Origin of the sequence: Streptoverticillium reticulum (assembly GCF_047456005.1) — a bacterium.
Lineage (GTDB): Bacteria > Actinomycetota > Actinomycetes > Streptomycetales > Streptomycetaceae > Streptomyces > Streptomyces reticulum.
In genome coordinates, this window is the sequence record NZ_CP179755.1 from 2,627,950 (window position 1) to 2,653,781 (window position 25,832).

Here is a 25,832-nt window from a genome sequence, read left to right on the forward strand (position 1 = left end):
GCTGGGCGGGGATGCGTCAGTGCCGCTCGGGCTTGGCGCTGCGCGACATCAGTTCCTTGAGGGCCACCATGGGCGGCTTTCCCTCGTGCACGATGCCCACGACGGTCTCCGTGATCGGCATGTCGACATGATGACGCCGGGCCAGATCGAGCACGGATTCACAGGACTTGACGCCCTCGGCGGTCTGCTTGGTGACCGCGATCGTCTCGGCGAGGGTCATCCCGCGGCCGAGGCCGGCGCCGAAGGTGCGGTTGCGCGACAGCGGCGAGGCACAGGTGGCCACGAGGTCGCCCATGCCCGCGAGACCGGCGAAGGTGTGCGCGTCGGCACCCATGGCCAGGCCCAGCCGGGTCGTCTCGGCCAGACCGCGGGTGATGAGCGAGGCCTTGGCGTTGTCGCCGAGCCCCATGCCGTCGGCGATGCCCACCGCGAGCGCGATGACGTTCTTGACGGCGCCGCCGAGTTCGCAGCCGACCACGTCGGTGTTGGTGTACGGGCGGAAGTACGCGGTGTGGCAGGCCGCCTGGAGGCGCCGGGCCACGGACTCGTCGCGGCAGGCGACCACGGCGGCGGCGGGCTGCCGGGCGGCGATCTCCTTGGCGAGGTTGGGGCCGGTGAGGACGGCGACCCGCTCGGGGCCGACCTTGGCGACCTCCTCGACGACCTCGCTCATCCGCTTGGCGGTGCCGAGTTCGACGCCCTTCATCAGGGAGACGAGCACGGTGCCGGGGGCCAGCAGGGGCTCCCACTCGGTGAGGTTGGCGCGCAGCGTCTGCGACGGCACGGCGAGGACGGTGAAGTCCGCGTCGCGGGCGGCCTCCGCGGGATCGGTGGTGGCCCGGATGCCCGTGGGGAGTTCGACGCCGGGAAGGTAGTCGGGGTTGGTGCGGCCGGTGTTGAGGGCTTCGACGAGCGAGGCGCGGCGGCCCCACATCGTCACCTCGCAGCCCGCGTCGGCGAGGACCATCGCGAAGGCGGTGCCCCAGGAGCCGGTGCCGAAGACGGCGCAGCGCGTCACTTGCTGTCCTCCTGGTCCTTCCGGCGGGCAGCGGCGCGCGCCTTCTTGTGGTTGTACGGTTCTGCAGGGACGGGCTCGTCGCGGAGTTCGGCGAGGAGTTCGGTGATGGCCGCCATGATCTTCTCGGTGGCCGCGCGCAGCACCTCGGCCGTGGGCTCCTGCCCGTAGAAGGCGGAGAGGTCGACGGGCGGACCGGCCAGCACCTTGAGGGTCTTGCGGGGGAAGAGCCGCAGCTTCTTCTCCTTCGCGTACGGCGGCATCGCCTCGTTGGCGCCCCACTGGGCGACCGGGATGACCGGGGCACGGGTGAGCAGGGCGACGCGGGCGGCACCCGTCTTGCCCTCCATGGGCCACATGTCGGGGTCGCGGGTGAGGGTGCCCTCGGGGTAGAAGGCCACGCACTCGCCCTTGTTGATGGCGTCGACCGCGTTCCGGAACGCGGTCGCGGCGTCGGCGCTCTCGCGGTAGACGGGGATCTGCCCGGTGCCGCGCAGTATCGCGCCGACGAAGCTGCCCCTGAACAGTGCGGCCTTGGCCAGGAAGCGGGGCACGCGCCCGGTGTTGTACTGGTAGTGCGCGTAGGACAGCGGGTCGAGATACGAGTTGTGGTTGACGGCCGTGATGAATCCGCCGTCCGCCGGAATGTGCTCCATTCCACGCCAGTCCCGCTTGAACAGAACCACGAGCGGCGGTTTTGCCAACACCGCGGCAAGGCGGTACCAGAAGCCGATTCTGCGGCGGGACACTCGGTCACCCTTCTCTTGGGACATGGATCCGGCACGGGCCGGTAACGCACCCGGGGCCGGACAAGTGTCGCCCCAGGTGCCCGGTCTGTCGAGAACACCGTAACCCCGCGCTCCGCGGGCGGCCGCGGCAGCGGCGAGAATGGGACCGGAGCGAAGAGAGGGGGACGGGTGCGCTGGACTCTGGTGGTGCCGGTGAAGTCGCTGGCCCTGGCCAAGAGCCGCCTCGGGGTTGCGGGCCCGGGGCGCCCGCCGCGGCCCGCGCTGGCCCTGGCGTTCGCCCTGGACACCGTGGAGGCCGCACTGGCGTGCCCGGTGGTGCGGGGTGTGGCGGTCGTCACGGACGACCCGCTGGCAGGCGCCGGACTGGCCGCCCTGGGCGCCCGGGTGCTGCCCGAGCCGCCGGGGGGCGGCGGGCTGAACGCGGCGCTGGCACACGGCGCGCGGAGCGTACGGGAACGGCTCCCGGACGGCGCGGTGGCCACACTCAATGCGGACCTTCCGGCACTCCGGCCCGCAGAACTCGAGCGGGTACTCGAGCGTGCCGCGGAATTCCCGCGCGCATTTCTCGCGGATGCCGCGGGAATCGGTACGACCCTGCTGGCCGCGGCCCCCGGAATGGAATTGGCTCCGGCGTTCGAGGGCCGTTCGCGCGCCCGGCACCGGGCTTCCGGGGCACGGGAGATCCTGCTCGACGGCGTGGATTCCGTGCGCCGCGACGTGGACACGGAAGTCGATTTGCGGGCCGTTCTCGCGCTGGGCACGGGGCCGCGCACGGCGGCGGTGGCCGGACCGCTGCGGTCCGGCGCGGGGCGCGCCAGGGCATAGGCTGGACGGCATGCAGGCCACCGCGTTCACCTTCGATCCCCAGACCCGGTCCGGGAGCGTTCTCCTGGATGACGGCACGCCGGTGCCGTTCGGCGCGGCCGCGTTCGACGCGGGGGGCCTGCGGCTGCTTCGGGCGGGGCAGCGGGTGCGGATCGAGTTCGCCGCGCCCGAAGGCGGCTCCGGGGAGCGCCGTGTGACTTTGGTGACGTTGCAGACGTTTTGACGTTTGTGCGTCGACTGCGGGTCGGCTCGGGCTGATCGCGCAGTTCCTCGCGCCCCTTCGGGGCACAACGCACCGCGGGCCGGCCTCCCCTTCAGGGAGACCGGCCCGGCGGTGACGCCGTTGCGTCCGCTGCCTACTTCTTCTTGGCAGTGGTCTTCTTGGCGGTGGTCTTGCGCGCCGTCGTCTTCTTGGCCGGAGCCTTGACCGCGGCGGCCTTCTTCGCCGGAGCGGTCTTCTTCGCCACGGTCTTCTTGGCGGTGGTCTTCTTCGCCACGGTCTTCTTGGCGGTGGTCGCCGCCTTCTTGGCCGTGGTCTTCTTCGCCGTGACCTTCTTCGCCGCGGTGGTCTTCTTCGCGGTCACTGCCTTCTTGGCGGTGGTCTTCTTCGCGGCCGCCTTCTTGGCCGTGGCCTTCTTCGCAGCGGCCTTCTTCACGGCCGTGCCGCCCGAAAGGCTGCCCTTGGGCGCCTTCTTGACGGCGACCTCGCCGCCCTTCGGGAGCTTCTTGGTACCGGCCACCAGGTCCTTGAAGCCCTGGCCCGCACGGAAGCGGGGCACCGAGGTCTTCTTGACCCGCACGCGCTCGCCCGTCTGCGGGTTGCGGGCGTAACGGGCCGGGCGGTCGACCTTCTCGAACGAGCCGAAACCGGTGACCGAAACACGGTCGCCGGCGCACACCGCGCGGACAATCGCGTCCAGCACCGCGTCGACCGCGTCCGCGGCCTGCTGCCGGCCACCGACCTTGTCGGCAATCGCTTCAACGAGCTGCGCCTTGTTCACGTCTTCCCCTTCGGAGACTTCGCCGGAAAGTGTTCCAGCTTTTTTCGCACGTTAGGCAGATATATACCGCAAATCAAACACGAAACGGTCTAATCACCCTTGTGCCGCAACGAACCCGACCCGTCACGGAGTTCCGTCGGTGCCGCGCTCTGAAGGGAAACGGCCCTCGTCGAGGTCGTTCATCAGCCGGTCCAGACGCCTTGCCGCGCCTGAGAGATCGTGCTTCGCCGAAGCCGTGATGGCCAGCAGCTGCCTGGACAGTGCCACCCGTACGTCCTCGGGGACTTGCAGTGCGCGCACCCTCGAGTGCGCTTCCTTCATTCGGTCGGCGACAAGCCGGTAGAGCTCGAGTTGGCTGTCGCGTTCCATGCACCGATTGTGCCATCTGAGGCGAGTTGTCGCTTCACGGGGCCTCAACAAAGCGGTGCGCCCCCTGTCCGAAGACAGGGGGCGCATCATGCCAAACCCCGGGTGAGCAGCGAAAATCCGGGGTCCCGAAGCGGGGGTACGGACTGGGCCGAATGAGCTCGAATGGGCCTCAGACGACGGTCGTCGAGGGCTTGAACGCGGGCCTGGCGGCCTCGTACCCGGCGATGTCCGCCTCGTGCCGGAGGGTCAGTCCGATGTCGTCCAGACCCTCCAGGAGTCGCCACCGGGCGTTGTCGTCAAGGTCGAAACCGGCCGTGATGCCCTCGGCCCGTACCTCGCGCGCGACGAGATCGACCGTCACCTCGGCGGTGGGGTCGGCCTCGGTGAGCTCCCACAGCCGTTCCACGGTGTCCTGCGGCAGGATCACGGTCAGCAGGCCGTTCTTGAGCGAGTTGCCGCGGAAGATGTCGGCGAACCGGGAGGAGACCACGACGCGGAAGCCGTAGTTCTGCAGGGCCCACACGGCGTGTTCGCGCGAGGAGCCGGTGCCGAAGTCCGGTCCGGCGACCAGCACCGAGGCGCCTGCGCGCTCGGGCCGGTTGAGCACGAACTGCGGGTCCTTGCGCCAGGCCTCGAAGAGCCCGTCCTCAAAACCGTCCCGGGTGACTTTTTTCAGCCAGTGCGCAGGGATGATCTGGTCGGTGTCGACGTTGCTGCGGCGCAGCGGAACGGCCCGGCCGGTGTGCGTGGTGAAGGCTTCCATGGTGGCTCAGACCCCCGTGGTGGCAGTGACGTCGGACAGGTCGGCCGGCGAGGCGAGCCGGCCCAGCACGGCGGTGGCGGCGGCCACCTGGGGCGAGACGAGGTGGGTGCGGCCGCCCTTGCCCTGCCTGCCCTCGAAGTTGCGGTTGGAGGTCGACGCCGACCGCTCGCCGGGCGCGAGTTGGTCGGGGTTCATGCCCAGGCACATCGAGCAGCCCGCGTGCCGCCACTCGGCGCCCGCCGCGGTGAACACCTTGTCCAGGCCCTCGTCGACCGCCTGCAGGCCCACCCGTACCGAGCCGGGGACGACCAGCATCCGCACCCCGTCGGCCACCGCGCGGCCGCGCAGCACGTCCGCCGCGGCGCGCAGGTCCTCGATGCGGCCGTTGGTGCACGAGCCCACGAAGACGGTGTCCACGCGAATGTCGCGCAGCGCCTGACCCGCCGTCAATCCCATGTATTCCAGGGCCCGTTCGGCCGCGCTGCGCTCGGACGGGTCGGTGTACGAGGCCGGGTCGGGAACCGACGCCGACAGGGGTGCGCCCTGGCCCGGGTTGGTGCCCCAGGTGACGAACGGGGTCAGCGTGGAGGCGTCGATGACGACCTCGTGGTCGAACACCGCGTCGTCGTCGGTGCGCAGGGTGCGCCAGTAGGCGACGGCGTCGTCCCAGTCCGCGCCCCGGGGGGCGTGCGGGCGGTCCTTGAGGTACGCGAAGGTGGTGTCGTCGGGGGCGATCATGCCGGCCCGGGCGCCCGCCTCGATGGACATGTTGCACACCGTCATCCGGGCCTCCATCGACAGCTTCTCGATGGCGGGGCCGCGGTATTCGATGACGTAGCCCTGGCCGCCGCCGGTGCCGATACGGGCGATGACGGCCAGGATCAGGTCCTTCGCCGTGACGCCGTCGGGCAGTTCGCCCTCGACCGTCACCGCCATCGTCCTGAACGGGGCCAGCGGGAGCGTCTGGGTGGCCAGGACGTGCTCGACCTGGCTGGTGCCGATGCCGAACGCGAGGGCGCCGAAGGCGCCGTGGGTGGAGGTGTGGCTGTCGCCGCAGACGACCGTCGTGCCGGGCTGGGTCAGCCCCAGCTGGGGTCCCACCACGTGGACGACGCCCTGCTCGACGTCGCCCAGCGGGTGCAGCCGCACGCCGAACTCGGCGCAGTTGGCGCGCAGGGTCTCCAGCTGGGTGCGGGAGACGGGGTCCGCGATGGGCTTGTCGATGTCGAGGGTCGGGGTGTTGTGGTCCTCGGTGGCGATGGTGAGGTCGAGCCGGCGGACCTTCCTGCCGGACTTGCGCAGGCCGTCGAAGGCCTGCGGGCTGGTCACCTCGTGGAGCAGGTGCAGGTCGATGAAGAGCAGATCGGGTTCGCCCTCGGCGCGCGTGACGACGTGGTCGTCCCAGACCTTCTCCGCGAGTGTCCGTCCCATCGCTGTCCCATTCGTCGGTTCGTGGGTGGTGTCCGTCCAGAGTGGCGCGTCTCGCGGAAATGTGAACTTGCGTTTCACAGTGTGAGACGTGAGTATCGTTTCATGGACAACACCAATGGCCCCTCGAGCGGTGTGGGCGTACTCGACAAGGCAGCCCTCGTGCTGAGCGCTCTGGAGGCCGGTCCTGCGACCCTCGCCGGGCTGGTCACCGCGACCGGTCTCGCGCGCCCGACCGCGCACCGGCTGGCGGTCGCCCTGGAGCACCACCGGATGGTGGCGCGCGACATGCAGGGCCGGTTCGTCCTCGGCCCCCGGCTGAGCGAGCTGGCCGCCGCCGCGGGCGAGGACCGGCTGCTGGCCATGGCCGGGCCCGTGCTCACGCACCTGCGCGACGTGACGGGCGAGAGCGCGCAGCTCTACCGGCGCCAGGGCGACATGCGCATCTGCGTCGCCGCGGCGGAACGGCTGTCCGGATTGCGGGACACGGTGCCCGTGGGCTCGACGCTGCCGATGAAGGCGGGGTCTGCTGCGCAGGTGCTGATGGCCTGGGAGGAGCCGGAGCGGCTGCACCGCGGGCTCCAGGGGGCGCGGTTCACGGCGACGGCGCTGTCCGGCGTGCGGCGGCGCGGCTGGGCCCAGTCCATCGGCGAGCGCGAGCCGGGCGTCGCCTCGGTGTCGGCGCCGGTGCGGGGGCCGTCGAACCGGGTGGTCGCGGCCGTGTCGGTCTCCGGGCCGATCGAGCGGCTGACCCGCCACCCCGGGCGGATGCACGCCCAGGCGGTGCTGGACGCGGCGGCGCGGCTGACGGAGTCCCTGCGCCGTAACGGGTGAGGGTCCCCTGGGGGTGGGCGGTCACCCTGGTCTTCTGTCGGCTGCGGGCCGGTGGGGGTTGCTCGCGCAGTTCCCCGCGCCCCTGACGGGGCGCGGCCCACTTCGGTTGTGCCCACCGGGCAGCAACCACCCCGCCTCAGCCGAACGTGCGCGGTCCCTTCACCCGTAGGGTCAGCCGGGTCAGGGCCCCTTGGGCCCTGATGTCCAGGGATTCCGCCAAGGACCGCGCCAGCCACAGCCCGTCCTCCGTCCCCGGCCGCTCCCCCGGCGGGCGGTAGCCCGCGAACATCGGTGCCGGAACCGGGGCAAGCCCCGTGCACAGGAGCTCGTAGACGAGCTGTCCCGGCTCCTCCCAGGCCCGGAGGGCCACCCGGGTGCCCGCCGGCGCCAGCAGGTACCCCGCGGCCTCGCAGACGGCCAGGACGGCCAGCCCCAGCCGTTCCCCGCGCAGACCCGCCGCAACGGCTCTCTCGCGGGCGAACAGCCGCACCGTGGCCGCCGTGGCCGTCGGGCCCGTCCGCGCCGCCCCTGCGGGCGCAGGGGCCCGCGGCGGGGCCACCCCGGCCGCGTAGGCCGCCGGCTCGGCGTAGCCGGTGCACGGGATCAGGCGCCGGCCGTCCAGCCGGGCCGGGTGCGTGGCACAGGCGGCCCGGGCCACGTCCGCCGGGACGTTCCTGGTGTCGTACGGGCAGATCATCCACACCGGCAGCCCGGCCAGCAGCACGTTGAGCCCGGACTCCATGCGCTTCCACTCCGCGACCTGGCGCGCGGACCTCCCGCACCACACCGGCTCCGCGAGCACCCGCGTGCGGCGCCCGGGGCGGGCGCGGCGGTCGTGGTAGCGCAGGAAGGCCGAGACGCGCTCCACGGGCCGGCGCCCGAAGTACGCGGTCTCGGCGGTGTCCAGCGCGTGCGCCCGCTCCCCCAGGGCCCGCCGGAGCAGGTCGATGTTGGCGGGCGTCGTGGCGGCCAGCACGGGCTCCCCCGCCGCCAGCCCGTCCCGGACGAACGGCACCGCCGTCGCCAGGAACTCCGCGTCGGTGCCGTACAGACATGCATGGTGCACGAATCCGTCAGCAGGCATGGGCCGCCGCCCCCAGCCGGAGGCCCGGGGTGCGGTCCCAGCCGATCATCGTGATGACGTGCAGCAGGTGCGGCAGCAGCCCGGTGAGCTCGACCGTGCAGTGCCGGGCGGCACGGGCCCGGGCGAAGGTCATCAGCAGCCGCAGGCCCGCCAGGTCCAGGAACTCCACCCGGGACATCTCCAGCCGCACGTCCTCGCGGACGGCCGCCACCGAGCGCAGCGCGTCCCGCAGGCGGGGGTGGGCCCCGGCGTCGACCACGCCCTCGATGCGCAGGCCCTGCGGCCGGTAGGTGCGGACCACGACGAGGTCGGCCGTGCGGACCAGCGGGTCCGCCTCGACGCTGCCGGCGTGCGCCGATTCGAGGGCGTCCGGTGCGCCCGGCCCGCAGCGGCGCAGGTCGTACTGGCAGACGGCCAGTGCCCGGCCGGAGCCGAACTCCCCGTCCAGCAGCGCCTCGTACTCCAGCAGCCGCTGGAGGTCCGGCACCCCGTCCGCGCAGAGGTCCCCCGCGACGCGCAGCGCGCGGCGCCCCTCGGCCTGCGACCGGTCGGCCGCCGTGCGCAGCCGCGCGAGCACGGCCGCGGGCTCGAACCGCCCCTCGGCGGTGAGGAATTCGGCGAGCGCGACCACTTCGAGCCGCCCGGCCGGCACGGCGGGCACGCCCGCGGGGCGGCACCGCCGGAGCAGGGCGTCGGGTCCGGGCGGGGCCGGCTCCGCGGTGAGGTAGAGGATCTTGTCGTCCGCGTCCAGGCCCCCCAGGACGAAGTCCCGCAGGACCGAGGCCCGCTCCTCGTCCGACGTGAACAGCAGACATGCGTGGTCGCCGGGCCGGAGGTCACCGACGTGGACGCGGCGGCGCACGCCATGGGCATGGACCATGCGGGGATTATCGCGCCGCCCCCGATACCGCGGAAGGGCGCACGAAAAAATGCCCTCCGCCGAAGCGAAAGGCATTCTTTCCTCTTGTACCCCCGACCGGATTCGAACCGGCGCTACCGCCTTGAGAGGGCGGCGTGCTAGGCCGCTACACAACGGGGGCCTGCTTTTCGTCCCGAAGATTTCGGAACAAAACGCGCTGGGCTACCAGGACTCGAACCTAGACTAAATGAACCAGAATCACTCGTGCTGCCAATTACACCATAGCCCATGGTGGTTTCAACCAGTACCCCCGACCGGATTCGAACCGGCGCTACCGCCTTGAGAGGGCGGCGTGCTAGGCCGCTACACAACGGGGGCCCTAGCGATCCCTTTTGAGGTTTCCCCCTCCAGGAATCAGTACCCCCGACCGGATTCGAACCGGCGCTACCGCCTTGAGAGGGCGGCGTGCTAGGCCGCTACACAACGGGGGCTTGCACTGCGCTTTTGCTTCTTGCTTCGTTCCGAAGCTTATCAAGAGAATTCGAAGCGATTTTCTCTTGCTGGGGTACCAGGACTCGAACCTAGACTAAGGGAACCAGAAACCCTCGTGCTGCCAATTACACCATACCCCACCGTAACTCCACCCCCCGGAAGGGGTCTTGTCCGGCTTGCGCCCTCCGCTCCGGCCTCTCGGCCCTCTCGGGCGGCGCAGGAAGAACATTACCCGAAGGTGGACGGGGCTCCAAAATCGATAACTCCGCGCAGCAGCAGGGGCAGCTCACCGAGCCCTCCGATCCGCCGCACCCCCTCCGGAACGACCGCCTCCGCGGCCTCGCCCGTACGGTCCAGCCACACGCCGTGCAGCCCGGCGTCCCGGGCCGCGACGGCGTCCGTCCACAGCTGGTCGCCCACGTAGACGACCTGGCCGGGGGCCAGGCACAGGGCCGCGCAGGCGGCGCGGAAGGCGCGCGGGTCGGGCTTGGCCCGTCCGATCCGGTCGGCGCACAGCACGCGTTCGAAGCGGCGGCGGACTCCCAGGGTGCGCAGCTTGCGCTTCTGGTGCCTGGTGGCGGAGTTGGAGAGCACCGCCTGCCGGTAGAGCGGGGCGAGGGCGTCCAGGGCGGGGCGGGCGTCCGGGAAGAGGGTCCAGGCGGCCTCGTAGTGCGCGATGTAGCGGGCGAACCAGGCGTCGGCCTCCGCGTCGCCCAGCGGGGCGCCCAGGAAGGCGCGTGCGCGCTCGCGGCGGTGTTCCCGGAAGCCGAGCTCGCCGGCGAGGAAGCGGGCGAACTGGACTTCCATCACGTCGCGCCACAGCCGCCAGGCCGACTCGGCCCCGCCGTCGCCGAGGGCGACGCCCTCGGCCTCCAGATGCCGCAGCACCCCACGGCGGTCGGACCCCGTGTAGTCGAAGAGGGTGTCGTCGACGTCCCACAGCACTGCGCGTACGGCCATGCTTCCGACGGTAGAAGCCCGAGGGGCCCGGCCGCCAGGATCGGCGGCCGGGCCCCTCGGGCACGGCGTGCACGGAGTGGACCGCGCGTCAGCGCTCCAGCTTCGCCAGCGCGGCGTCCACGCGCGCCAGCGTGCGCTCGCGTCCCAGGACCTCCAGGGACTCGAACAGCGGGAGGCCGACCGTGCGGCCGGTGACGGCGACGCGGACCGGGGCCTGGGCCTTGCCGAGCTTCAGGCCGTGCTCCTCGCCGGCGGCGACGACTGCGGCCTTGAGCGCGTCCGCGGTCCAGTCGCAGGCGGCCAGCTTCTCGCGGGCCGTGCGCAGCAACGCGTCCGAGCCCTCCTTCATCGCCTTCTGCCAGGACGCCTCGTCCTCGACGGGCTCGTCCAGGAAGAGGAAGTCGACGTTGGCGGTGATGTCGGAGAGCACCGTGAGGCGGGTCTGGGCGTGCGGCGCGATGGCCTCCCAGGCGGCCCGGTCGAACTGCTCCGGTGCCCAGGGGGCGTGCGGGGCGCGCAGCCACGGGCCGCAGGCGTCGGCGAACGCCTTCGGCTCCAGGCGGCGGATGTGGTCCGCGTTGACGGCCTCGCACTTCTTGAGGTCGAAGCGGGCCGGGTTGGCGTTGACGTCCTTGATGTCGAACGCCGCGACCATCTCGTCCATCGTGAAGATGTCCTGGTCGGCGGAGAGCGACCAGCCCAGCAGCGAGAGGTAGTTGAGCAGGCCCTCGCGCAGGAAGCCGCGCTCCCGGTAGAGGTTCAGGGAGGACTGCGGGTCGCGCTTGGAGAGCTTCTTGTTGCCCTCGCCCATCACGTACGGCAGGTGCCCGAACTGCGGGACGCTGCCGTTGCCCACGCCGATCTCGGCCAGGGCGCGGTAGAGGGCGATCTGCCGCGGGGTGGAGGAGAGCAGGTCCTCGCCGCGCAGGACGTGGGTGATCTCCATCAGGGCGTCGTCGACGGGGTTGACGAGCGTGTAGAGCGGCGCGCCGTTGGCCCGGACGATGCCGAAGTCCGGCACGTTCTCCGGGGTGAAGGTGAGCTCGCCGCGCACCAGGTCGGTGAAGGTGATCGGCGCGTCGGGCATCCGGAAGCGGACGATGGGCTCGCGGCCCTCGCCCTCGTACGCGGCGACCTGCTCGGCGGTCAGCTCGCGGCACTGGCCGTCGTAGCCGGACGGCTTGCCTGCGGCGCGGGCGGCCTCGCGGCGGGCGTCGAGCTCCTCGGTGGTGCAGTAGCACTTGTACGCGAAGCCGCGCTCCAGCAGCCTGTCCGCGACGTCCCGGTAGGTGTCCATCCGCTGCGACTGGCGGTACGGCGCGTAGGGGCCGCCCACCTCGGGGCCCTCGTCCCAGTCCAGGCCCAGCCAGCGCATGGCGTCCAGGAGCTGCTCGTACGACTCCTCGGAGTCGCGCGCCGCGTCGGTGTCCTCGATGCGGAAGACCAGGGTGCCACCGTGGTGCCGGGCGAACGCCCAGTTGAACAGGGCGGTCCGGACCAGGCCCACGTGGGGGTTGCCGGTCGGGGAGGGACAGAAACGTACGCGGACGGATCCGTTAGCCACGCTTGATCACCTTGTTGGTGAGAGTGCCGATGCCTTCGATGGTGACGGCGACCTCGTCGCCGACGTTGAGGGGTCCGACCCCGGCCGGGGTGCCGGTGAGGACGACGTCGCCGGGGAGCAGCGTCATCGCCTCGGTGATGTGGACGATCAGGTCCTCGACGGAGCGCACCATGTCGCTCGTCCGGCCCAGCTGGCGCTGTTCGCCGTTGACGGTGCACATGATGCCGAGGTTCGCCGGGTCCTCGATCTCGGTCTCGATCCACGGGCCGAGCGGGCAGGAGGTGTCGAAGCCCTTGGCCCGGGCCCACTGCTGCTCGCGCCGCTGGACGTCGCGCGCGGTGAGGTCGTTGGCGCAGGTGTAGCCGAGGACGACGTCCTTGACGCGCTCGCGCGGGACCTCGCGGCACATGCGGCCGATGACGACGGCGAGCTCGGCCTCGTGGTGCAGCTCGCTGGAGAAGGAGGGGTAGGCGATGGGGTCGCCCGGGCCGATCACCGCGGTGGACGGCTTGAAGAAGGTGACGGGCACCTCGGGGACGTCGTTCCCCAGTTCTGCGGCGTGCTCGGCGTAGTTGCGGCCGATGGCGACGACCTTGTTGGGCAGCACCGGCGGCAGCAGCCGCACCTTGCTCAGCGGGATCTTCTTCCCTGAGCGCTCGAACTCGGCGAAGGGATGTCCCTTGATGATGTCGAGGACGGGGCCGCCTTCGGTGGAGGCGTCCCCCTCCACGACGCCGAAAGCGACGTTGCCGTCGATGGAGAACCTGGCGATGCGCACGGGAAGCCTGTGCCCCTTTTTGTCTTGTCCGGCCGGAATCTGGAACCCCAGGCTATCGCGGGGGTGCGCAGGCGGCCCGTGCGCGGCCGGGGGTCAGTCCTGCGGCACCTGGACGACGGGAGCCGTCATCAGGACCGTGCGCCGCGGATTGGCGGTCACCTGGGGCAGCTGCAGGGCGTGCTGCGGGCGGTCGGCCTCGGCGACGCCCAGCCCGGCGGCGTCCTCGAGGTGGGCCAGCGTGGTGCGGCGCGGGTTGGCGGTCTTCACTGACTTCACTGAGGGCCTCGCGTTGTCCTTCTCGCGGTTGTGTAAAGGACCAGGCTAGGCGCGTCCCTCCCCACGGAGTCGCCCGGCAAGTCATGGGTTTCCTGTGAGTTTGCTCACGAGGAAGCCCGGAAATGCCGCATAACGGACGCTCACCCCACGGCCGCGAAACGGACATTGGGGGGCTGAATCAGACGTTCCGCTCCTGATCATGGCGACTGGGACAGGACCCTGCGACCAGCACCGGACTGACGACTCATCGCCAAAAGTCCGAATTGAGCAAACCGATATTCGACAGTGAGTGACGATGCCGGATACGCCGCGTAGTGGCATGTGCGACCCGGACCACCGGCCTTGTTGGGAGATCGGGCACTGTGCTGGAATTCCGGGGACCGCCAGGGGGGCACCGCGGTCCCCCCACGACTCGACACCGTCCCTCCGCTTGCGGCGGGGCGCCTGGTCCAGAGGTTGCGACGCTAGTGCAGGGACGTTTCAAGAGGGATGGCAGCGCTGCGGCGGAGCCGGAGCCGCGCGGTGCGACCGACCGCGGCACTCCGCCCGACGCGCCGAACGCGACGCCGGACGGCGCCGAGGCCGCCGAGCAGCCGCAGGCCAAGGAGCCGAGCGGAACGGGCTCACGAATAGCCCTGCGCAACTGGCGCATCAGTACCCGTCTGGTGTCCCTGCTCGCCCTCCCGGTCGTCGCCGCGACGACCCTGGGCGCCCTGCGCATCGACACCTCGCTGCAGAAGGTCGACCAGCTCGACCACATGAAGCTCCTGACGGAGATGACCGGCAAGGCGACCCAGCTCGCCGACGCGCTCCAGCAGGAGCGCGACCAGTCGGCGGGCCCGATCATCTCGGGCAACCCCAAGGACGACAAGGTCCTCGCCTCCCGGCAGAAGGCCGACCGGGCCATCGACGCGTTCCGCCAGACCACGGCGAAGGTCAAGCCGAACGACCCCACGATGGTCGGCGTGACGACCACCCTGGTCGACATCTCCAAGCAGCTGGACAAGATCAAGGAAATCCGGCAGAGCGCCTACACGGACAAGGACTTCCTCTCCCAGTCCGTCAACAACTACGACGGCCTGATCAACTCGCTGCTGACCCTGTCCCAGGACATGGCCCAGGCCACCAGCGACAGCGACATGATCACCGCGACCCGCGCGCTGGCCACGTTCTCCGCCGCCAAGGAGTACGCGTCCATCCAGCGGGCCGTGATCAGTGCCGCCCTGGCCCGCCCCGGCGGCGCCGCCCTCTCGGCCAACGACCGGCAGTACGGCAAGTCCGCGCTGGACGCCGAGGACGAGGCGATGCGCCGCTTCACGGCCATCGACGCCAACAACTCGGCCTCCCTGCTCAAGGCGCTCAACGGCGGCATCCCCGACATCACCTCGGCGAACACCTTCGCCGAGCGCGTCCTGGGCAAGGCCGACGGCCTGAAGAGCGAGCCCAAGAGCTACCTGGACTGGTACGACCAGGACAGCGTGAAGCTCGAGGAAATGGCCAAGATCGAGACCACGCTCCTCACGGAGATGGACCAGAAGGCCGCCGACCTGAAGGACGAGGCCAACCAGGAGGCCATCCTCAACGGTGCGCTGATCGTCCTCGTCCTCGGCATCTCCCTCGTCGGCGCCTTCGTCGTGGCCCGCTCCATGGTGCGCTCGCTGCGCCGGCTGCAGGACACCGCGACCCGGGTCGCCCAGGACCGTCTGCCGGAGCTCGTCAAGCAGCTGTCCGAGACCGACCCGCAGGACGTCGACACGTCCGTGGAGTCCGTCGGCGTGCACAGCCGCGACGAGATCGGCAAGGTGGCCGCGGCGTTCGACCACGTGCACCAGGAAGCGGTCCGGCTCGCCGCCGAGCAGGCCCTCCTCCGGGGCAACGTCAACGCGATGTTCACCAACCTCTCGCGCCGCAGCCAGGGCCTCATCCAGCGTCAGCTCTCGCTCATCTCCGAGCTCGAGAGCCGCGAGGCGGACCCGGACCAGCTGTCCTCGCTCTTCAAGCTCGACCACCTCGCGACCCGTATGCGCCGTAACGGCGAAAACCTCCTCGTCCTCGCGGGCGAGGAGCCCGGCCGCCGGTGGACCCGGCCCGTGCCGCTCGTCGACGTGCTCCGCGCCGCCGCGTCCGAGGTGGAGCAGTACGAGCGCATCGAACTCAGCGGCGTGCCGCCGACCGAGGTCGCCGGCCGCGTCGTCAACGACCTCGTGCACCTGCTCGCCGAGCTGCTCGAGAACGCGACCTCGTTCTCGTCCCCGCAGACCAAGGTCAAGGTCACCGGTCACGCGCTGCCCGACGGGCGCGTGCTCGTCGAGATCCACGACACCGGCATCGGCCTGTCGCCCGAGGACCTCGCGTCCATCAACGAGCGGCTCGCCAGCCCGCCGACCGTGGACGTCTCCGTCTCGCGGCGCATGGGTCTGTTCGTGGTCGGCCGCCTGTCCCTGCGACACGGCATCCGCATCCAGCTGCGCCCGTCCGACTCGGGCGGCACCACCGCGCTCGTCATGCTGCCGGTCGACGTGGCCCAGGGCCACAAGAAGCCGGCACCGGGTGCGCAGGGCGGTCCCGGCGGCAAGGGCGGCCTCCCGGCCGGTCCGGCCGGCGGTCCCGGCCAGCGGCGCGAGGTGCCGGGCAGCGGTCCGCGCCCGGCGCTGGGCGGCGGCCGTGGCGCGACGCCGGGCGGCCTGCCGACCCGCGGTGGTGCCGGCCTCGGCCCGAGCGGCGGTGCCGCGGCGGGCAGCCTCTTCGACACCTCACCGCGTGGCGGTGCGGGCCGCAAGGGCGGCGCCGTGCCGCCTCCGGCGGGGGCGGCCGGCAAGGCTCCGCAGCTTCCGGCCCGGGGCCAGGCCCCGAGCTGGGGCAACGGCACCGGTCCCGGTGCCGGGCAGCCGTCCGGCGGCCGCAAGGCTCCCGTGGACGACTGGCCGATGTCCTCGGACAGCGCCCCGCGCGGTGCGCAGGAGACCCCGCGCGGCCACGAGGACGTCGAGGGCACGGGGCAGTTCGCCCAGCCGGCTCCGGGCGGCGCGAAGCTGTCCGGCGGTCCGGGCGACACGGCCCAGTTCGCGCCCATCACCGACGACACCCCCGCCCCGGCGGGCACGTCCGGCGGCACCGGCCAGTTCGCGGTGCCGGGCGGCCCCTCGGACACGGGCCAGAACCAGCTGCCCGGCGGCACCGGACAGTTCGCCCTCCCCGGCGACCCGTCCGACACCGGCCAGAACCACCTGCCGGGCGGTACGGGCCAGTTCCCCGTGCCCGGCAACCCGTCCGACACCGGCCAGAACCGCCTCCCCGGCGGCACCGGACAGTTCACCGTGCCCGGCAACCCCTCGGACACCGGACAGAACCAGCTGCCCGGCGGCACCGGACAGTTCGCCCTCCCCGGCAACCCCTCGGACACCGGACAGAACCACCTCCCGGGTGGCACCGGACAGTTCGCGATGCCCGGCGACGCGTCGGACACCGGACAGAACCAGCTGCCCGGCGGCACCGGACAGTTCGCCCTCCCCGGCAACCCCTCGGACACCGGACAGAACCACCTCCCCGGCGGTACGGGCCAGTTCCCCGTGCCCGGCAACCCCTCGGACACCGGCCAGAACCGCCTCCCCGGCAGCACCGGACAGTTCGCCCTCCCCGGCGACCCGTCCGACACCGGACAGAACCACCTACCCGGCGACACCGGACAGTTCGCCCTGCCGCACTCCGGCGAGCGCCCGAACAGCACGACCGGCCAGTTCACCCAGCCCGGCACCGCCGGTGACCCGCTGGGAAGCAACACCGGTCAGTTCGCGGCGCCGGCCGGGTCCGGTGACACCGGGCAGAACCGTCTGCCCGCCGCAGGCGACCCGGCAGGCGACGCCCTCGGCGGTGCCGACCGGTTCGCACCGCCCGCCGGAAGCGAACCGTCTCCGCTCTTCGACGAGCTGGAGTCGCACTGGTTCCGCGGCGCTGCGGGCGGCGTGGAGTCCGGTGACGACGCGCAGCCGCGCCGAGCGGCCGCGCCGGCCCCCGCGCCGTCCGCGAACGACGAGCGCTGGCGCCGCGCCGAGCAGGTCCGCGAGCCCGCGGCCGGAGGCATCACCTCCTCGGGTCTGCCGCGCCGCGTGCCGCGAGCAAATCTCGTCGACGGGACGGCCGAGCAGGCACAGTCCCTCCCGACCGGTCCGGCGGTCTCGCGTGCGCCCGACGACGTGCGCGGCCGGCTGACCAATCTCCGCCGGGGCATCCAGCAGGGACGTCAGGCCGGAAACGGCTCGACCACCGGCAGTCACAATGTTGGCCCCACTTACCAGCAGGAGCGTTAGTTGAGTCCGATGAGCCAGGCGGCACAGAATCTGAACTGGTTGATCACCAACTTCGTGGACAACACCCCGGGGGTGTCCCACACGGTGGTCGTCTCCGCCGACGGCCTTCTGCTGGCGATGTCCGAGGGCTTCCCGCGGGACCGCGCCGACCAACTGGCCGCGGTCGCCTCGGGACTGACCTCCCTCACGGCCGGAGCGTCCCGGATCTTCGAAGGGGGCGCGGTCAACCAGACCGTGGTGGAGATGGAGCGCGGCTTCCTCTTCATCATGTCGGTCTCGGACGGTTCGTCCCTGGCCGTCCTGGCGCACCCGGAGTGCGACATCGGCCTCGTGGGCTACGAGATGGCCCTCCTGGTCGACCGCGCAGGCAACGTCCTGACGCCGGAGCTCCGCTCCGAACTCCAGGGCAGCCTGCTCAACTGACCGCACACGCCGCATAAACCGTCCGACCGTACGGCCGAAAACCCCCCACCGGCCCCCTGCTCGGCGGCATTATTGCCTTCCTGCTGTCCCGTCCGGAGGATTCATGACCCCGCCCGCCTCGCCCGGCCCGTACGGCGCCAATGATTACGCGTCGTACGGGAGTGAAGGTGACCAGCCGCTGGTCCGCCCCTATGCCATGACGGGGGGTCGCACCCGGCCGCGCTACCAGCTCGCCATCGAGGCGCTGGTGAGCTCGACGGCCGACCCGGCCCACCTGGGAGGGCTGCTTCCCGAGCACCAGCGGATCTGCCACCTGTGCCGCGAGGTCAAGTCGGTCGCGGAGGTCTCCGCGCTGCTGAACATGCCCCTGGGCGTGGCGCGGATTCTGGTCGCGGACCTGGCGGAGGCCGGCATGGTGACGATCCACCAGCCGGGCGGCAGCGGGGAGTCCGGCGGGACGCCGGATGTGACACTGCTCGAAAGGGTTCTCAGTGGACTTCGGAAGCTCTAGCGGAGGCGTCGGCCGCTCCACCACGTCGGCGAAGATCGTGGTGGCGGGCGGCTTCGGCGTCGGCAAGACCACGTTCGTCGGCGCCGTCTCGGAGATCAGTCCGCTGCGCACCGAGGCCGTGATGACCTCCGCCTCGGCGGGCATCGACGATCTGAGCCACGTCCAGGACAAGACCACGACCACCGTGGCGATGGATTTCGGCCGCATCACGCTGGACGACGATCTCATCCTGTACCTGTTCGGCACGCCGGGCCAGGACCGCTTCTGGTTCATGTGGGACGACCTGGTGCGCGGCGCGATCGGCGCCGTGGTCCTGGTGGACACCCGCCGCCTGGCCGACTGCTTCCCGGCCGTCGACTACTTCGAGAACAGCGGGCTCCCCTTCGTCATCGCCCTCAACGGCTTCGACGGACACCAGCCCTACGCACCGGAGGAAGTCCGCGAGGCGCTCCAGATCGGTCCGGACACCCCGATCATCACGACGGACGCCCGGCACCGGAACGAGACCAAGAGCGCTCTGATCACTCTGGTCGAGCACGCCCTGATGGCCCGGCTGAAATAGACCCGCGAGCGCTGTGGGATACACCACGGTCGGCGAGTGGTTGCCTTGGGCTTCATAACGGTTTCGACAGTGAATTGACCGGACGCGGCCACTCGCCGCGTCCGGTCGATCGCTTTCTGCACATGTTTCCCCGGTCATTTGGCGCCGCTCGCTCTTAATGCCCGTTTTATGTCCGGCACATCGCGGCCTTTACGGGCTCTGTCCGTTGTTTGGAATGCACCTGCCCGGCGTGCTGGAATTCCCGGACCGATCCGTCGGGGACCGGTACAGGAACAGACGGCACAGCACAGGTGCAGACGCCGAGAGGTTGTTGGTCGAGTGAGGCGTAGAAAGTCGGGCGCCGCGCAGGAGACGCGAGCCGAGCGGGGCAACTTCACCCCGCCGTCGCGCGATGCGGCGCCGCCTTCCGACGTTCCCGAAGCCCCCGTGCCCGACACGGGCCGCGGCGGCAGGTTCTCCCCGCGCAACTGGCGGGTGCCGGTACGGCTGAACGCGATCCTGCTGATCCCGGTGATCGTCGCCCTGATCTTCGGCGGCCTCGACGTGGCGAACTCGGTCAACACCTGGTTCGACGCCAAGGACGCCGCCAACACCGCCCGTGTCGTGCGGGCCGCGGACACGTACGCGCACTTCCTCATCGACGAGCGCGACCTGACCGCCAAGCCGCTGCTGGAGGGCCGCAGCGAGGACCCGGTCATCAAGAAGGCCCGGGACGCCACGGACTCCGCCCGTGCGGACTTCGACAAGGCCGTCGAGAAGATGCCGGCCACCGAGAGCCTCAAGCGCCGCCTCAAGCTCGTCCGCGACACCGAGGCGACGCTGCCCAAGCTGCGCAAGGCCGCCTACACCTCCGCCCTGCCCGGGGCGCAGACCGAGGACGGCTACGGCGCCATCCAGCGTCCGCTCATGGCCTTCACCAACGAGCTGGGCGTCGGCCTGGGCACCGGCAACGTGTCCTCCTACGGCCGTACCGTCTACGCCATCTCCCTGGCGAAGGCCGCCGTTTCGCTGCAGCGTTCCATCGGCACCCACCTGCTGCTCGACCCGGGCAGCGCGGCCAACCGCCAGGTGCTGCTGACGTCCTTCTCCTCCTACAACTTCCTGGAGTACATCGCCTACGGCGAGTACGAGGCCGGCGGCACCCCGTCGGACATCAAGAAGCTCCAGGACACCTTCGCCGCCGACGCGGCGGTCGGCGACGCCACCAAGATGGCCACCGTCATCAGCTCCGGCGCCACCGCCTCCCAGCTGAAGGCCAAGGGCATCACGGCCGACACCTGGCTGCCCGCGGCCACCGCGAAGTTCAGCGCCTACCGCTCGGTCGAGGCGGACATGGCCAACAAGGCCGTGGACGAGGCCGAGACGATCTCCTCGGACGCCCAGACCTACGCCATCGTCACCTCCTCGATCCTGGTGCTCGTGCTCCTCGGCGCCTTCGTGATCGCCGGCCGCATGGCCCGCTCGATGAGCCGCAGCATGCGCCGGCTACGCGGCGCGGCCTTCGAGGTCGCCGAGCAGCGGCTGCCCGCGCTCGTCGACCAGCTCTCGCGGACCGACCCGGGCAAGGTGGACACCCGCGTCCAGCCGATCCCGATCACCACCAAGGACGAGATCGGCGAGGTCGCCCGCGCCTTCGACCAGGTGCACCGCGAGGCCGTCCGGCTCGCCGCCGAACAGGCCCTGCTGCGGGGCAACGTCAACGCGATCTTCACCAACCTCTCGCGCCGCAACCAGAGTCTGATCGAGGGCCAGCTGACCCTGATCACCGACCTGGAGAACAACGAGGCCGACCCGGACCAGCTGGAGAACCTCTTCCGGCTCGACCACCTGGCCACCCGTATGCGGCGCAACGGCGAGAACCTCCTCATCCTCGCGGGCGAGGAGCCCGGCCGGCACTGGGACCAGCCCATCCCGCTGGTGGACGTGCTGCGCGCGGCCACCTCCGAGGTGGAGGCCTACGAGCGCATCGAGCTGTCCGGCGTGCCCGAGGCCGAGATCCACGGCCTGGCCGTCACCGACCTCGTGCACCTGCTGGCCGAGCTGCTGGAGAACGCCACCACGTTCTCCTCGCCGCACACCAAGGTCCGCGTCACCGCGACCCGGCTGCCGGACGGCCGCATCATGGTCGAGATCCACGACAAGGGCATCGGGCTCACCCCCGAGGACTTCGCGGACATCAACCACAAGCTGGCCAACCCGCCGACCGTCGACGTCGCCATCGCCCAGCGCATGGGCCTGTTCGTGGTCGGCCGGCTGGCCACCCGGCACGGCATCCGCGTCCAGCTGCGCCCCTCGGGCGAGCAGGCGGGCACCACGTCGCTGGTCATGCTGCCGGACGCGATCACGCACGGTGGCGGTGGCGAGGCCCAGGCCGACGACGACTTCCAGGTCTCCCGGATCGTGCCCGAGCAACAGGCCCAGCCCATGGGCGGCATGCTCACGGCCGCCGAACTCGGCTTCGACGACTCGCAGTACGAGCCCCGGCCGGACGCCGACGGCGCCCCGCTGGACTCCGTGGGCCGCTCGCTGCGGCGCGGGGAGCGGCGTGCCGCGCTGGCCGGCGACCGCCCGCTGTTCCGCGACGAGATACCCGCGGTGCAGCAGGAGCCCGTACCGCCGCAGGACCAGCAGTTCCCGCCGCAGCCGCAGGCACCGGTGGAGCAGCAGTTCCCGCAGACGTATCCGGAAGGCGCCTACGCGGAGCCGGCCGCCGAGGTCCCGCAGGCCTACGACGCCCTCAACACCCCCGGGTACCAAGGGGAGTGGAGCGAAGCAGGTCCGTACCAGCACGGCTACGGCCAGGGTTACGGGGCGGAATCGGAATCCCGGCCGACCGCTGACACGGCACAGCCGGAGCGCGTAGAGTTCGACCGTCCGGGCCCCGCCTCGAGCGGCTCCCACTCGCTGACCGGGTCCGGTCTGCCGCGCCGCGACCGGCAGTGGCAGCAGCCCGCGACGGGTGAGGAGGCCACGGGTAACCGCGCACAGCCGGAGCAGTCCCGGCCTGAGGCCGCACCGCAGCCTCAGGAGGAGGACGGCGGCTGGCAGTCGGCGAACGACGAGCGCTGGCAGCGCGCCGAGCAGCTCCGGCAGCCGAAGGCCGGCGGAGTGACCTCCTCCGGTCTCCCCCGCCGGGTGCCCAAGGCCAACCTGGTCGAGGGCAAGGCGGCCCAGACCGCCCAGGACGGCCCCCAGATCTCCCGCGCACCCGAGGACGTCCGGGGCAGGCTCGCCAACCTGCGCCGCGGCATCCAGCAGGGACGCAGTGCGGGCACGGACTCCGCGGAGTTCCCGTCGCCCTCGCACCAGCAGCATGAGCAACACGACCAGGGCTTCGGCCCCGGCGGCACCTACGATCAGGAGCGTTAGTGTGAGCCCGATGAGCCAGGCGGCGCAGAACCTGAACTGGTTGATCACCAGTTTCGTGGACAACACCCCAGGGGTGTCCCACACCGTCGTGGTCTCCGCCGACGGACTCCTTCTGGCGATGTCCGAAGGCTTTCCGCGGGACCGCGCCGACCAGCTGGCGGCTGTCGCCTCCGGCCTCACCTCGCTGACCGCGGGTGCCTCCCGGATCTTCGAGGGAGGCTCGGTCAACCAGACCGTGGTGGAGATGGAGCGCGGCTTCCTCTTCATCATGTCGATCTCGGACGGCTCCTCGCTGGCCGTCCTGGCGCACCCGGAGTGCGACATCGGCCTCGTGGGCTACGAGATGGCCCTCCTCGTCGACCGCGCGGGCAACGTCCTGACGCCGGAGCTCCGCTCCGAACTGCAGGGGAGCCTTCTCAACTAGCAAAGAGGCAGTGCGTTTCGCGCCACCGCGCCATAGGGTGCGGTGGCGCGACCAGCAGCAGACAGGCGAGTTGGAGGAGGAGACGTGGCAACGCCCCCAGGCGGTTACCCGTATGGACATGACCAGCAGGCCCAACCCCCGCTGAACCACTACAACTTCCCCTCCGCGCCGAGCCACCGCGCACAGGGGGAGCAGCAACGCCCTCCGCGCGTGCCGGTCCAGCCCCAGAACCACCGGCGCGCCGCCGCGCCGAACGGGCCGTCGGCCTCCGGCGGCAAGCACAATCCGCTGGTCCGTCCCTATGCGATGACCGGCGGCCGGACCAGGCCGCGGTACCAGCTCGCCATCGAGGCGCTGGTGCACACCACGGCCCAGCCGTCCCAGCTCCACGGGCAGTTGCCGGAACACCAGCGCATCTGCCACCTGTGCCACGAGATCAAGTCGGTTGCCGAGATCTCCGCACTTCTCTCCATCCCGCTCGGCGTCGCCCGGATCCTCGTAGCCGACCTGGCGGAGGCCGGACTCGTCGCCATTCATCAGCCCGGCGGCGACGCGTCCGCCGGCGGACAGCCTGACGTGACACTGCTCGAAAGGGTGCTCAGTGGACTTCGGAACCTCTAGCGGCGAGGCAGCCCGCTCCACCACCTCCGCAAAGATCGTGGTCGCGGGTGGCTTCGGTGTGGGCAAGACCACATTCGTCGGCGCGGTCTCGGAGATCAACCCGCTGCGCACCGAGGCCGTGATGACCTCCGCCTCGGCGGGCATCGACGACCTCACCCACGCGCCGGACAAGACCACGACGACCGTGGCCATGGACTTCGGCCGCATCACGCTCGACCAGGACCTGATCCTTTACCTGTTCGGCACCCCGGGCCAGGACCGCTTCTGGTTCATGTGGGACGACCTGGTGCGCGGCGCGATCGGTGCCGTGGTGCTGGTGGACACCCGCCGTCTCGCCGACTGCTTCCCGGCCGTCGACTACTTCGAGAACAGCGGGCTCCCCTTCGTCATCGCCCTCAACGGCTTCGACGGACACCAGCCCTACACCCCGGACGAGGTCCGCGAAGCGCTCCAGATCGGCCCCGACGCGCCGATCATCACTACCGATGCGCGGCATCGGAACGAGGCCAAGAGTGCCCTTATTACGCTTGTCGAGCATGCGCTCATGGCGCGTTTGCGGTAGTTCGTCCAGCGTGGGTCGGTTCTTGGCTGGTCGCGCCCACGCGGCGGAGCCGCACAATGTAACAGCCCCGCGCCCCTTACGGGCGCGCGACAAGGGCCCGGCACTCCTTGCGGAGTGCCGGGCCCTTGTCGTTCCCGTCTCAGCCCTGCCAGCTGTGCGGGGCGCGGAAGCCCGAGCTGCGCTCCAGGCGGCGCCAGGCCGCGGTGGAGCGGCGCGGGCGGGCGGGGGTGCTGTCCTGGGTGGCGGCGGCGCGGGCGAGCAGGACGGCGGTGACGGCCGCCAGTTCCTCGGCGTCCGCGGTGCCCTTCTCGACGCGTACGAGCGTGTCACTCATGGTGGGTGCCGGCTTTCGTCTACTGGGGCGGGTTGCCGTGCTTGCGCGAGGGCAGGTCCGCGTGCTTGGTGGCGAGCATGGCCAGGGAACGGATGAGCACCTGCCGGGTCTCGACCGGGTCGATGACGTCGTCGACCAGGCCGCGCTCGGCGGCGTAGTACGGGTGCATCAGCTCGGCCTTGTACTCCTTGACCATGCGGGCGCGCATGGCCTCCGGGTCGTCGGCCTCGGCGATCTGCTTGCGGAAGACCACGTTGGCCGCGCCCTCCGCGCCCATGACGGCGATCTCGTTCGTCGGCCAGGCGTAGGTCAGGTCGGCGCCGATCGACTGGGAGTCCATGACGATGTACGCACCCCCGTAGGCCTTCCGGAGGATCACCGAGATCCGGGGCACGGTCGCGTTGCAGTACGCGTACAGCAGCTTTGCTCCGTGCCTGATGATCCCACCGTGCTCCTGGTCGACGCCGGGCAGGAAGCCGGGTACGTCCAAAAGGGTGACGATGGGGATGTTGAAGGCGTCACACATCTGGACGAACCGAGCGGCCTTCTCCGAGGCCTCGATGTCCAGCACGCCGGCCAGCGACTGGGGCTGGTTGGCGATGATGCCCACGACCTGGCCGTCGAGCCGGGTCAGCGCGCAGATGATGTTGGTCGCCCAGCGCTCGTGGACCTCGAGGTACTCGCCGTCGTCGACGATCTCCTCGATGACCTTGCGCATGTCGTACGGACGGTTGCCGTCGGCGGGCACCAGGTCCAGCAGGGCCTCGCCGGTGCGGTCGGCGGGGTCCGTGGAGTCCACGCGCGGCGGGTTCTCACGGTTGTTCTGGGGGAGCAGCGAGAGGAGGTAGCGCACCTCCTCCAGGCAGGTCTCCTCGTCGTCGTAGGCGAAGTGGGCCACGCCGGAGGTCTCGGCGTGCACGTCGGCACCGCCCAGGCCGTTCTGGGTGATCTCCTCGCCCGTCACCGCGCGGACCACGTCGGGGCCGGTGATGAACATCTGGGAGGTCTCGCGGACCATGAACACGAAGTCCGTGAGCGCCGGGGAGTAGGCGGCGCCGCCCGCGCAGGGGCCGAGCATCACGCTTATCTGCGGGATGACGCCGGAGGCCTTGGTGTTGCGCTGGAAGATCCCGCCGTAGCCGGCGAGGGCGGAGACGCCCTCCTGGATGCGGGCCCCGGCGCCGTCGTTCAGCGAGACCAGGGGGGCACCGGCCGCGATGGCCATGTCCATGATCTTGTGGATCTTGGTCGCGTGGGCCTCGCCCAGCGCGCCGCCGAAGATCCGGAAGTCGTGTGCGTAGACGAAGACCGTGCGGCCGTGGACCGTGCCCCAGCCGGTGATCACGCCATCCGTGTAGGGGCGCTTGGCCTCCAGCCCGAAGCCGGTTGCCCGGTGCCGCCGCAGCGGCTCCACCTCGGAGAACGAGCCCTCGTCCAGCAGAAGATCAATGCGCTCGCGAGCGGTCAGCTTCCCCTTGGCCTTCTGTGCCTGGGTAGCCCGCTCGCTCGGACCTCGCCGAACCTGCTCGCGGATGGCGTGCAGCTCGGCGACGCGCCCACGGACGTCACTCGCCTCTTCGGGCGCACCTTCGAGATTGCTCATGGATAGACGGTACGTGGCGAGGCCCCCGAAACATCATGTCGATTCCTCACAACGTAGTGCGCGATTTGGTGGGCAGGCAGAACAGAACTGCACTGCGCCCTTATCAGTTCCCGGTGGAA

25 protein-coding genes and 5 tRNA genes are annotated in these 25,832 nt (G+C 71.0%); 11 read left to right on the top strand and 19 right to left on the bottom strand.

The window, feature by feature from the left end:
- Positions 1–16: 16 nt before the first annotated feature.
- Positions 17–1,018: an NAD(P)H-dependent glycerol-3-phosphate dehydrogenase gene (locus ACMATS_RS11670; RefSeq protein WP_390776708.1), complete on the bottom strand. Its 1,002-nt coding sequence runs from the start codon at positions 1,016–1,018 to the stop codon at positions 17–19.
- On the bottom strand, positions 1,015–1,764 hold the full coding sequence (locus tag ACMATS_RS11675; protein WP_336416289.1) for a lysophospholipid acyltransferase family protein: 750 nt from the start codon (positions 1,762–1,764) through the stop codon (positions 1,015–1,017). The genes ACMATS_RS11670 and ACMATS_RS11675 overlap by 4 nt, the downstream gene beginning before the upstream one ends.
- Before the next feature lie 168 nt (positions 1,765–1,932).
- Here ACMATS_RS11675 and cofC point away from each other — a divergent pair, with 168 nt between their 5' ends.
- Positions 1,933–2,589: a 2-phospho-L-lactate guanylyltransferase gene (gene cofC / locus ACMATS_RS11680; RefSeq protein ID WP_414167861.1), complete on the top strand. Its 657-nt coding sequence runs from the start codon at positions 1,933–1,935 to the stop codon at positions 2,587–2,589.
- 10 nt (positions 2,590–2,599) lie between these two features.
- A complete protein-coding gene (locus ACMATS_RS11685) occupies positions 2,600–2,812 on the top strand; it encodes a hypothetical protein (protein ID WP_390776706.1) in 213 nt (70 codons plus the stop codon).
- A 133-nt stretch (positions 2,813–2,945) separates the two neighbouring features.
- Here the strand turns inward: ACMATS_RS11685 and ACMATS_RS11690 are convergent, their stop codons facing one another.
- The 4 genes from ACMATS_RS11690 to leuC form a co-directional block, all read right to left on the bottom strand.
- Complete coding sequence (locus ACMATS_RS11690) at positions 2,946–3,590, bottom strand: HU family DNA-binding protein (protein WP_391151726.1); 645 nt, start codon at positions 3,588–3,590, stop codon at positions 2,946–2,948.
- Positions 3,591–3,713: 123 nt separating this feature from the next.
- Complete coding sequence (locus ACMATS_RS11695) at positions 3,714–3,959, bottom strand: hypothetical protein (protein WP_390776704.1); 246 nt, start codon at positions 3,957–3,959, stop codon at positions 3,714–3,716.
- 169 nt (positions 3,960–4,128) lie between these two features.
- Complete coding sequence (leuD, locus tag ACMATS_RS11700) at positions 4,129–4,722, bottom strand: 3-isopropylmalate dehydratase small subunit (protein ID WP_390776703.1); 594 nt, start codon at positions 4,720–4,722, stop codon at positions 4,129–4,131.
- Positions 4,723–4,728: 6 nt separating this feature from the next.
- The gene (leuC, locus tag ACMATS_RS11705; protein ID WP_390776702.1) at positions 4,729–6,153 is read right to left on the bottom strand and encodes a 3-isopropylmalate dehydratase large subunit; all 1,425 of its coding nucleotides are present in this window, start codon (positions 6,151–6,153) and stop codon (positions 4,729–4,731) included.
- A 102-nt stretch (positions 6,154–6,255) separates the two neighbouring features.
- On the opposite strand from leuC, the gene ACMATS_RS11710 reads away from it, so the two are divergent.
- The gene (locus ACMATS_RS11710; protein ID WP_390776701.1) at positions 6,256–6,984 is read left to right on the top strand and encodes an IclR family transcriptional regulator; all 729 of its coding nucleotides are present in this window, start codon (positions 6,256–6,258) and stop codon (positions 6,982–6,984) included.
- A gap of 136 nt (positions 6,985–7,120) precedes the next feature.
- Here the strand turns inward: ACMATS_RS11710 and ACMATS_RS11715 are convergent, their stop codons facing one another.
- The 11 genes from ACMATS_RS11715 to ACMATS_RS11765 all read right to left on the bottom strand — a co-directional run bounded on the left by ACMATS_RS11715 (position 7,121) and on the right by ACMATS_RS11765 (position 12,997).
- Positions 7,121–8,068, bottom strand: coding sequence for an anti-sigma factor RsbA family regulatory protein (locus ACMATS_RS11715; RefSeq protein ID WP_414167862.1), 948 nt, complete (start codon positions 8,066–8,068; stop codon positions 7,121–7,123).
- Positions 8,058–8,948: an MEDS domain-containing protein gene (locus ACMATS_RS11720; protein ID WP_390776699.1), complete on the bottom strand. Its 891-nt coding sequence runs from the start codon at positions 8,946–8,948 to the stop codon at positions 8,058–8,060. The genes ACMATS_RS11715 and ACMATS_RS11720 overlap by 11 nt, the downstream gene beginning before the upstream one ends.
- An 87-nt stretch (positions 8,949–9,035) precedes the next feature.
- A tRNA-Glu gene (locus ACMATS_RS11725) sits at positions 9,036–9,108 on the bottom strand.
- Positions 9,109–9,144: 36 nt separating this feature from the next.
- Positions 9,145–9,216, bottom strand: a tRNA-Gln gene (locus tag ACMATS_RS11730).
- Positions 9,217–9,232: 16 nt separating this feature from the next.
- Positions 9,233–9,305, bottom strand: a tRNA-Glu gene (locus tag ACMATS_RS11735).
- A 40-nt stretch (positions 9,306–9,345) separates the two neighbouring features.
- Positions 9,346–9,418, bottom strand: a tRNA-Glu gene (locus ACMATS_RS11740).
- Positions 9,419–9,487: 69 nt separating this feature from the next.
- A tRNA-Gln gene (locus ACMATS_RS11745) sits at positions 9,488–9,559 on the bottom strand.
- Positions 9,560–9,647: 88 nt separating this feature from the next.
- On the bottom strand, positions 9,648–10,379 hold the full coding sequence (locus ACMATS_RS11750) for an HAD family hydrolase (RefSeq protein ID WP_414167863.1): 732 nt from the start codon (positions 10,377–10,379) through the stop codon (positions 9,648–9,650).
- 88 nt (positions 10,380–10,467) lie between these two features.
- Positions 10,468–11,943, bottom strand: coding sequence for a glutamate--tRNA ligase (gltX, locus tag ACMATS_RS11755; protein WP_414167864.1), 1,476 nt, complete (start codon positions 11,941–11,943; stop codon positions 10,468–10,470).
- Positions 11,936–12,721, bottom strand: coding sequence for a fumarylacetoacetate hydrolase family protein (locus ACMATS_RS11760; RefSeq protein ID WP_390776696.1), 786 nt, complete (start codon positions 12,719–12,721; stop codon positions 11,936–11,938). The genes gltX and ACMATS_RS11760 overlap by 8 nt, the downstream gene beginning before the upstream one ends.
- Positions 12,722–12,814: 93 nt before the next feature.
- Positions 12,815–12,997 (bottom strand): hypothetical protein, encoded by a 183-nt coding sequence (locus ACMATS_RS11765; protein ID WP_336416302.1) that lies wholly within the window; start codon positions 12,995–12,997, stop codon positions 12,815–12,817.
- A 467-nt stretch (positions 12,998–13,464) separates the two neighbouring features.
- Between ACMATS_RS11765 and ACMATS_RS11770 the strand changes: the two genes are divergently transcribed.
- From ACMATS_RS11770 to ACMATS_RS11805, 8 genes are all read left to right on the top strand, one after another.
- A complete protein-coding gene (locus ACMATS_RS11770; protein ID WP_414167865.1) occupies positions 13,465–17,304 on the top strand; it encodes a nitrate- and nitrite sensing domain-containing protein in 3,840 nt (1,279 codons plus the stop codon).
- A gap of 9 nt (positions 17,305–17,313) precedes the next feature.
- Complete coding sequence (locus ACMATS_RS11775; RefSeq protein WP_336416327.1) at positions 17,314–17,727, top strand: roadblock/LC7 domain-containing protein; 414 nt, start codon at positions 17,314–17,316, stop codon at positions 17,725–17,727.
- Between the two features lie 103 nt (positions 17,728–17,830).
- Complete coding sequence (locus tag ACMATS_RS11780; protein WP_336416304.1) at positions 17,831–18,238, top strand: DUF742 domain-containing protein; 408 nt, start codon at positions 17,831–17,833, stop codon at positions 18,236–18,238.
- Positions 18,219–18,800, top strand: a complete 582-nt coding sequence (locus tag ACMATS_RS11785; protein WP_336416305.1) for a GTP-binding protein — start codon at positions 18,219–18,221, stop codon at positions 18,798–18,800. Before ACMATS_RS11780 ends, ACMATS_RS11785 begins: the two co-directional genes overlap by 20 nt.
- 318 nt (positions 18,801–19,118) lie before the next feature.
- Complete coding sequence (locus ACMATS_RS11790; RefSeq protein WP_391151709.1) at positions 19,119–22,169, top strand: nitrate- and nitrite sensing domain-containing protein; 3,051 nt, start codon at positions 19,119–19,121, stop codon at positions 22,167–22,169.
- Positions 22,170–22,179: 10 nt separating this feature from the next.
- Positions 22,180–22,593, top strand: a complete 414-nt coding sequence (locus ACMATS_RS11795) for a roadblock/LC7 domain-containing protein (protein ID WP_336416328.1) — start codon at positions 22,180–22,182, stop codon at positions 22,591–22,593.
- An 84-nt stretch (positions 22,594–22,677) separates the two neighbouring features.
- Positions 22,678–23,214: a DUF742 domain-containing protein gene (locus tag ACMATS_RS11800; RefSeq protein ID WP_390776692.1), complete on the top strand. Its 537-nt coding sequence runs from the start codon at positions 22,678–22,680 to the stop codon at positions 23,212–23,214.
- The gene (locus ACMATS_RS11805; protein WP_049717346.1) at positions 23,195–23,776 is read left to right on the top strand and encodes a GTP-binding protein; all 582 of its coding nucleotides are present in this window, start codon (positions 23,195–23,197) and stop codon (positions 23,774–23,776) included. The genes ACMATS_RS11800 and ACMATS_RS11805 overlap by 20 nt, the downstream gene beginning before the upstream one ends.
- A gap of 139 nt (positions 23,777–23,915) precedes the next feature.
- Here ACMATS_RS11805 and ACMATS_RS11810 read toward each other — a convergent pair whose 3' ends face one another.
- Positions 23,916–24,110 (bottom strand): acyl-CoA carboxylase subunit epsilon, encoded by a 195-nt coding sequence (locus ACMATS_RS11810; RefSeq protein ID WP_171087810.1) that lies wholly within the window; start codon positions 24,108–24,110, stop codon positions 23,916–23,918.
- Between the two features lie 19 nt (positions 24,111–24,129).
- Positions 24,130–25,713, bottom strand: coding sequence for an acyl-CoA carboxylase subunit beta (locus ACMATS_RS11815; protein WP_390776690.1), 1,584 nt, complete (start codon positions 25,711–25,713; stop codon positions 24,130–24,132).
- Between the last annotated feature and the right edge of the window lie 119 nt (positions 25,714–25,832).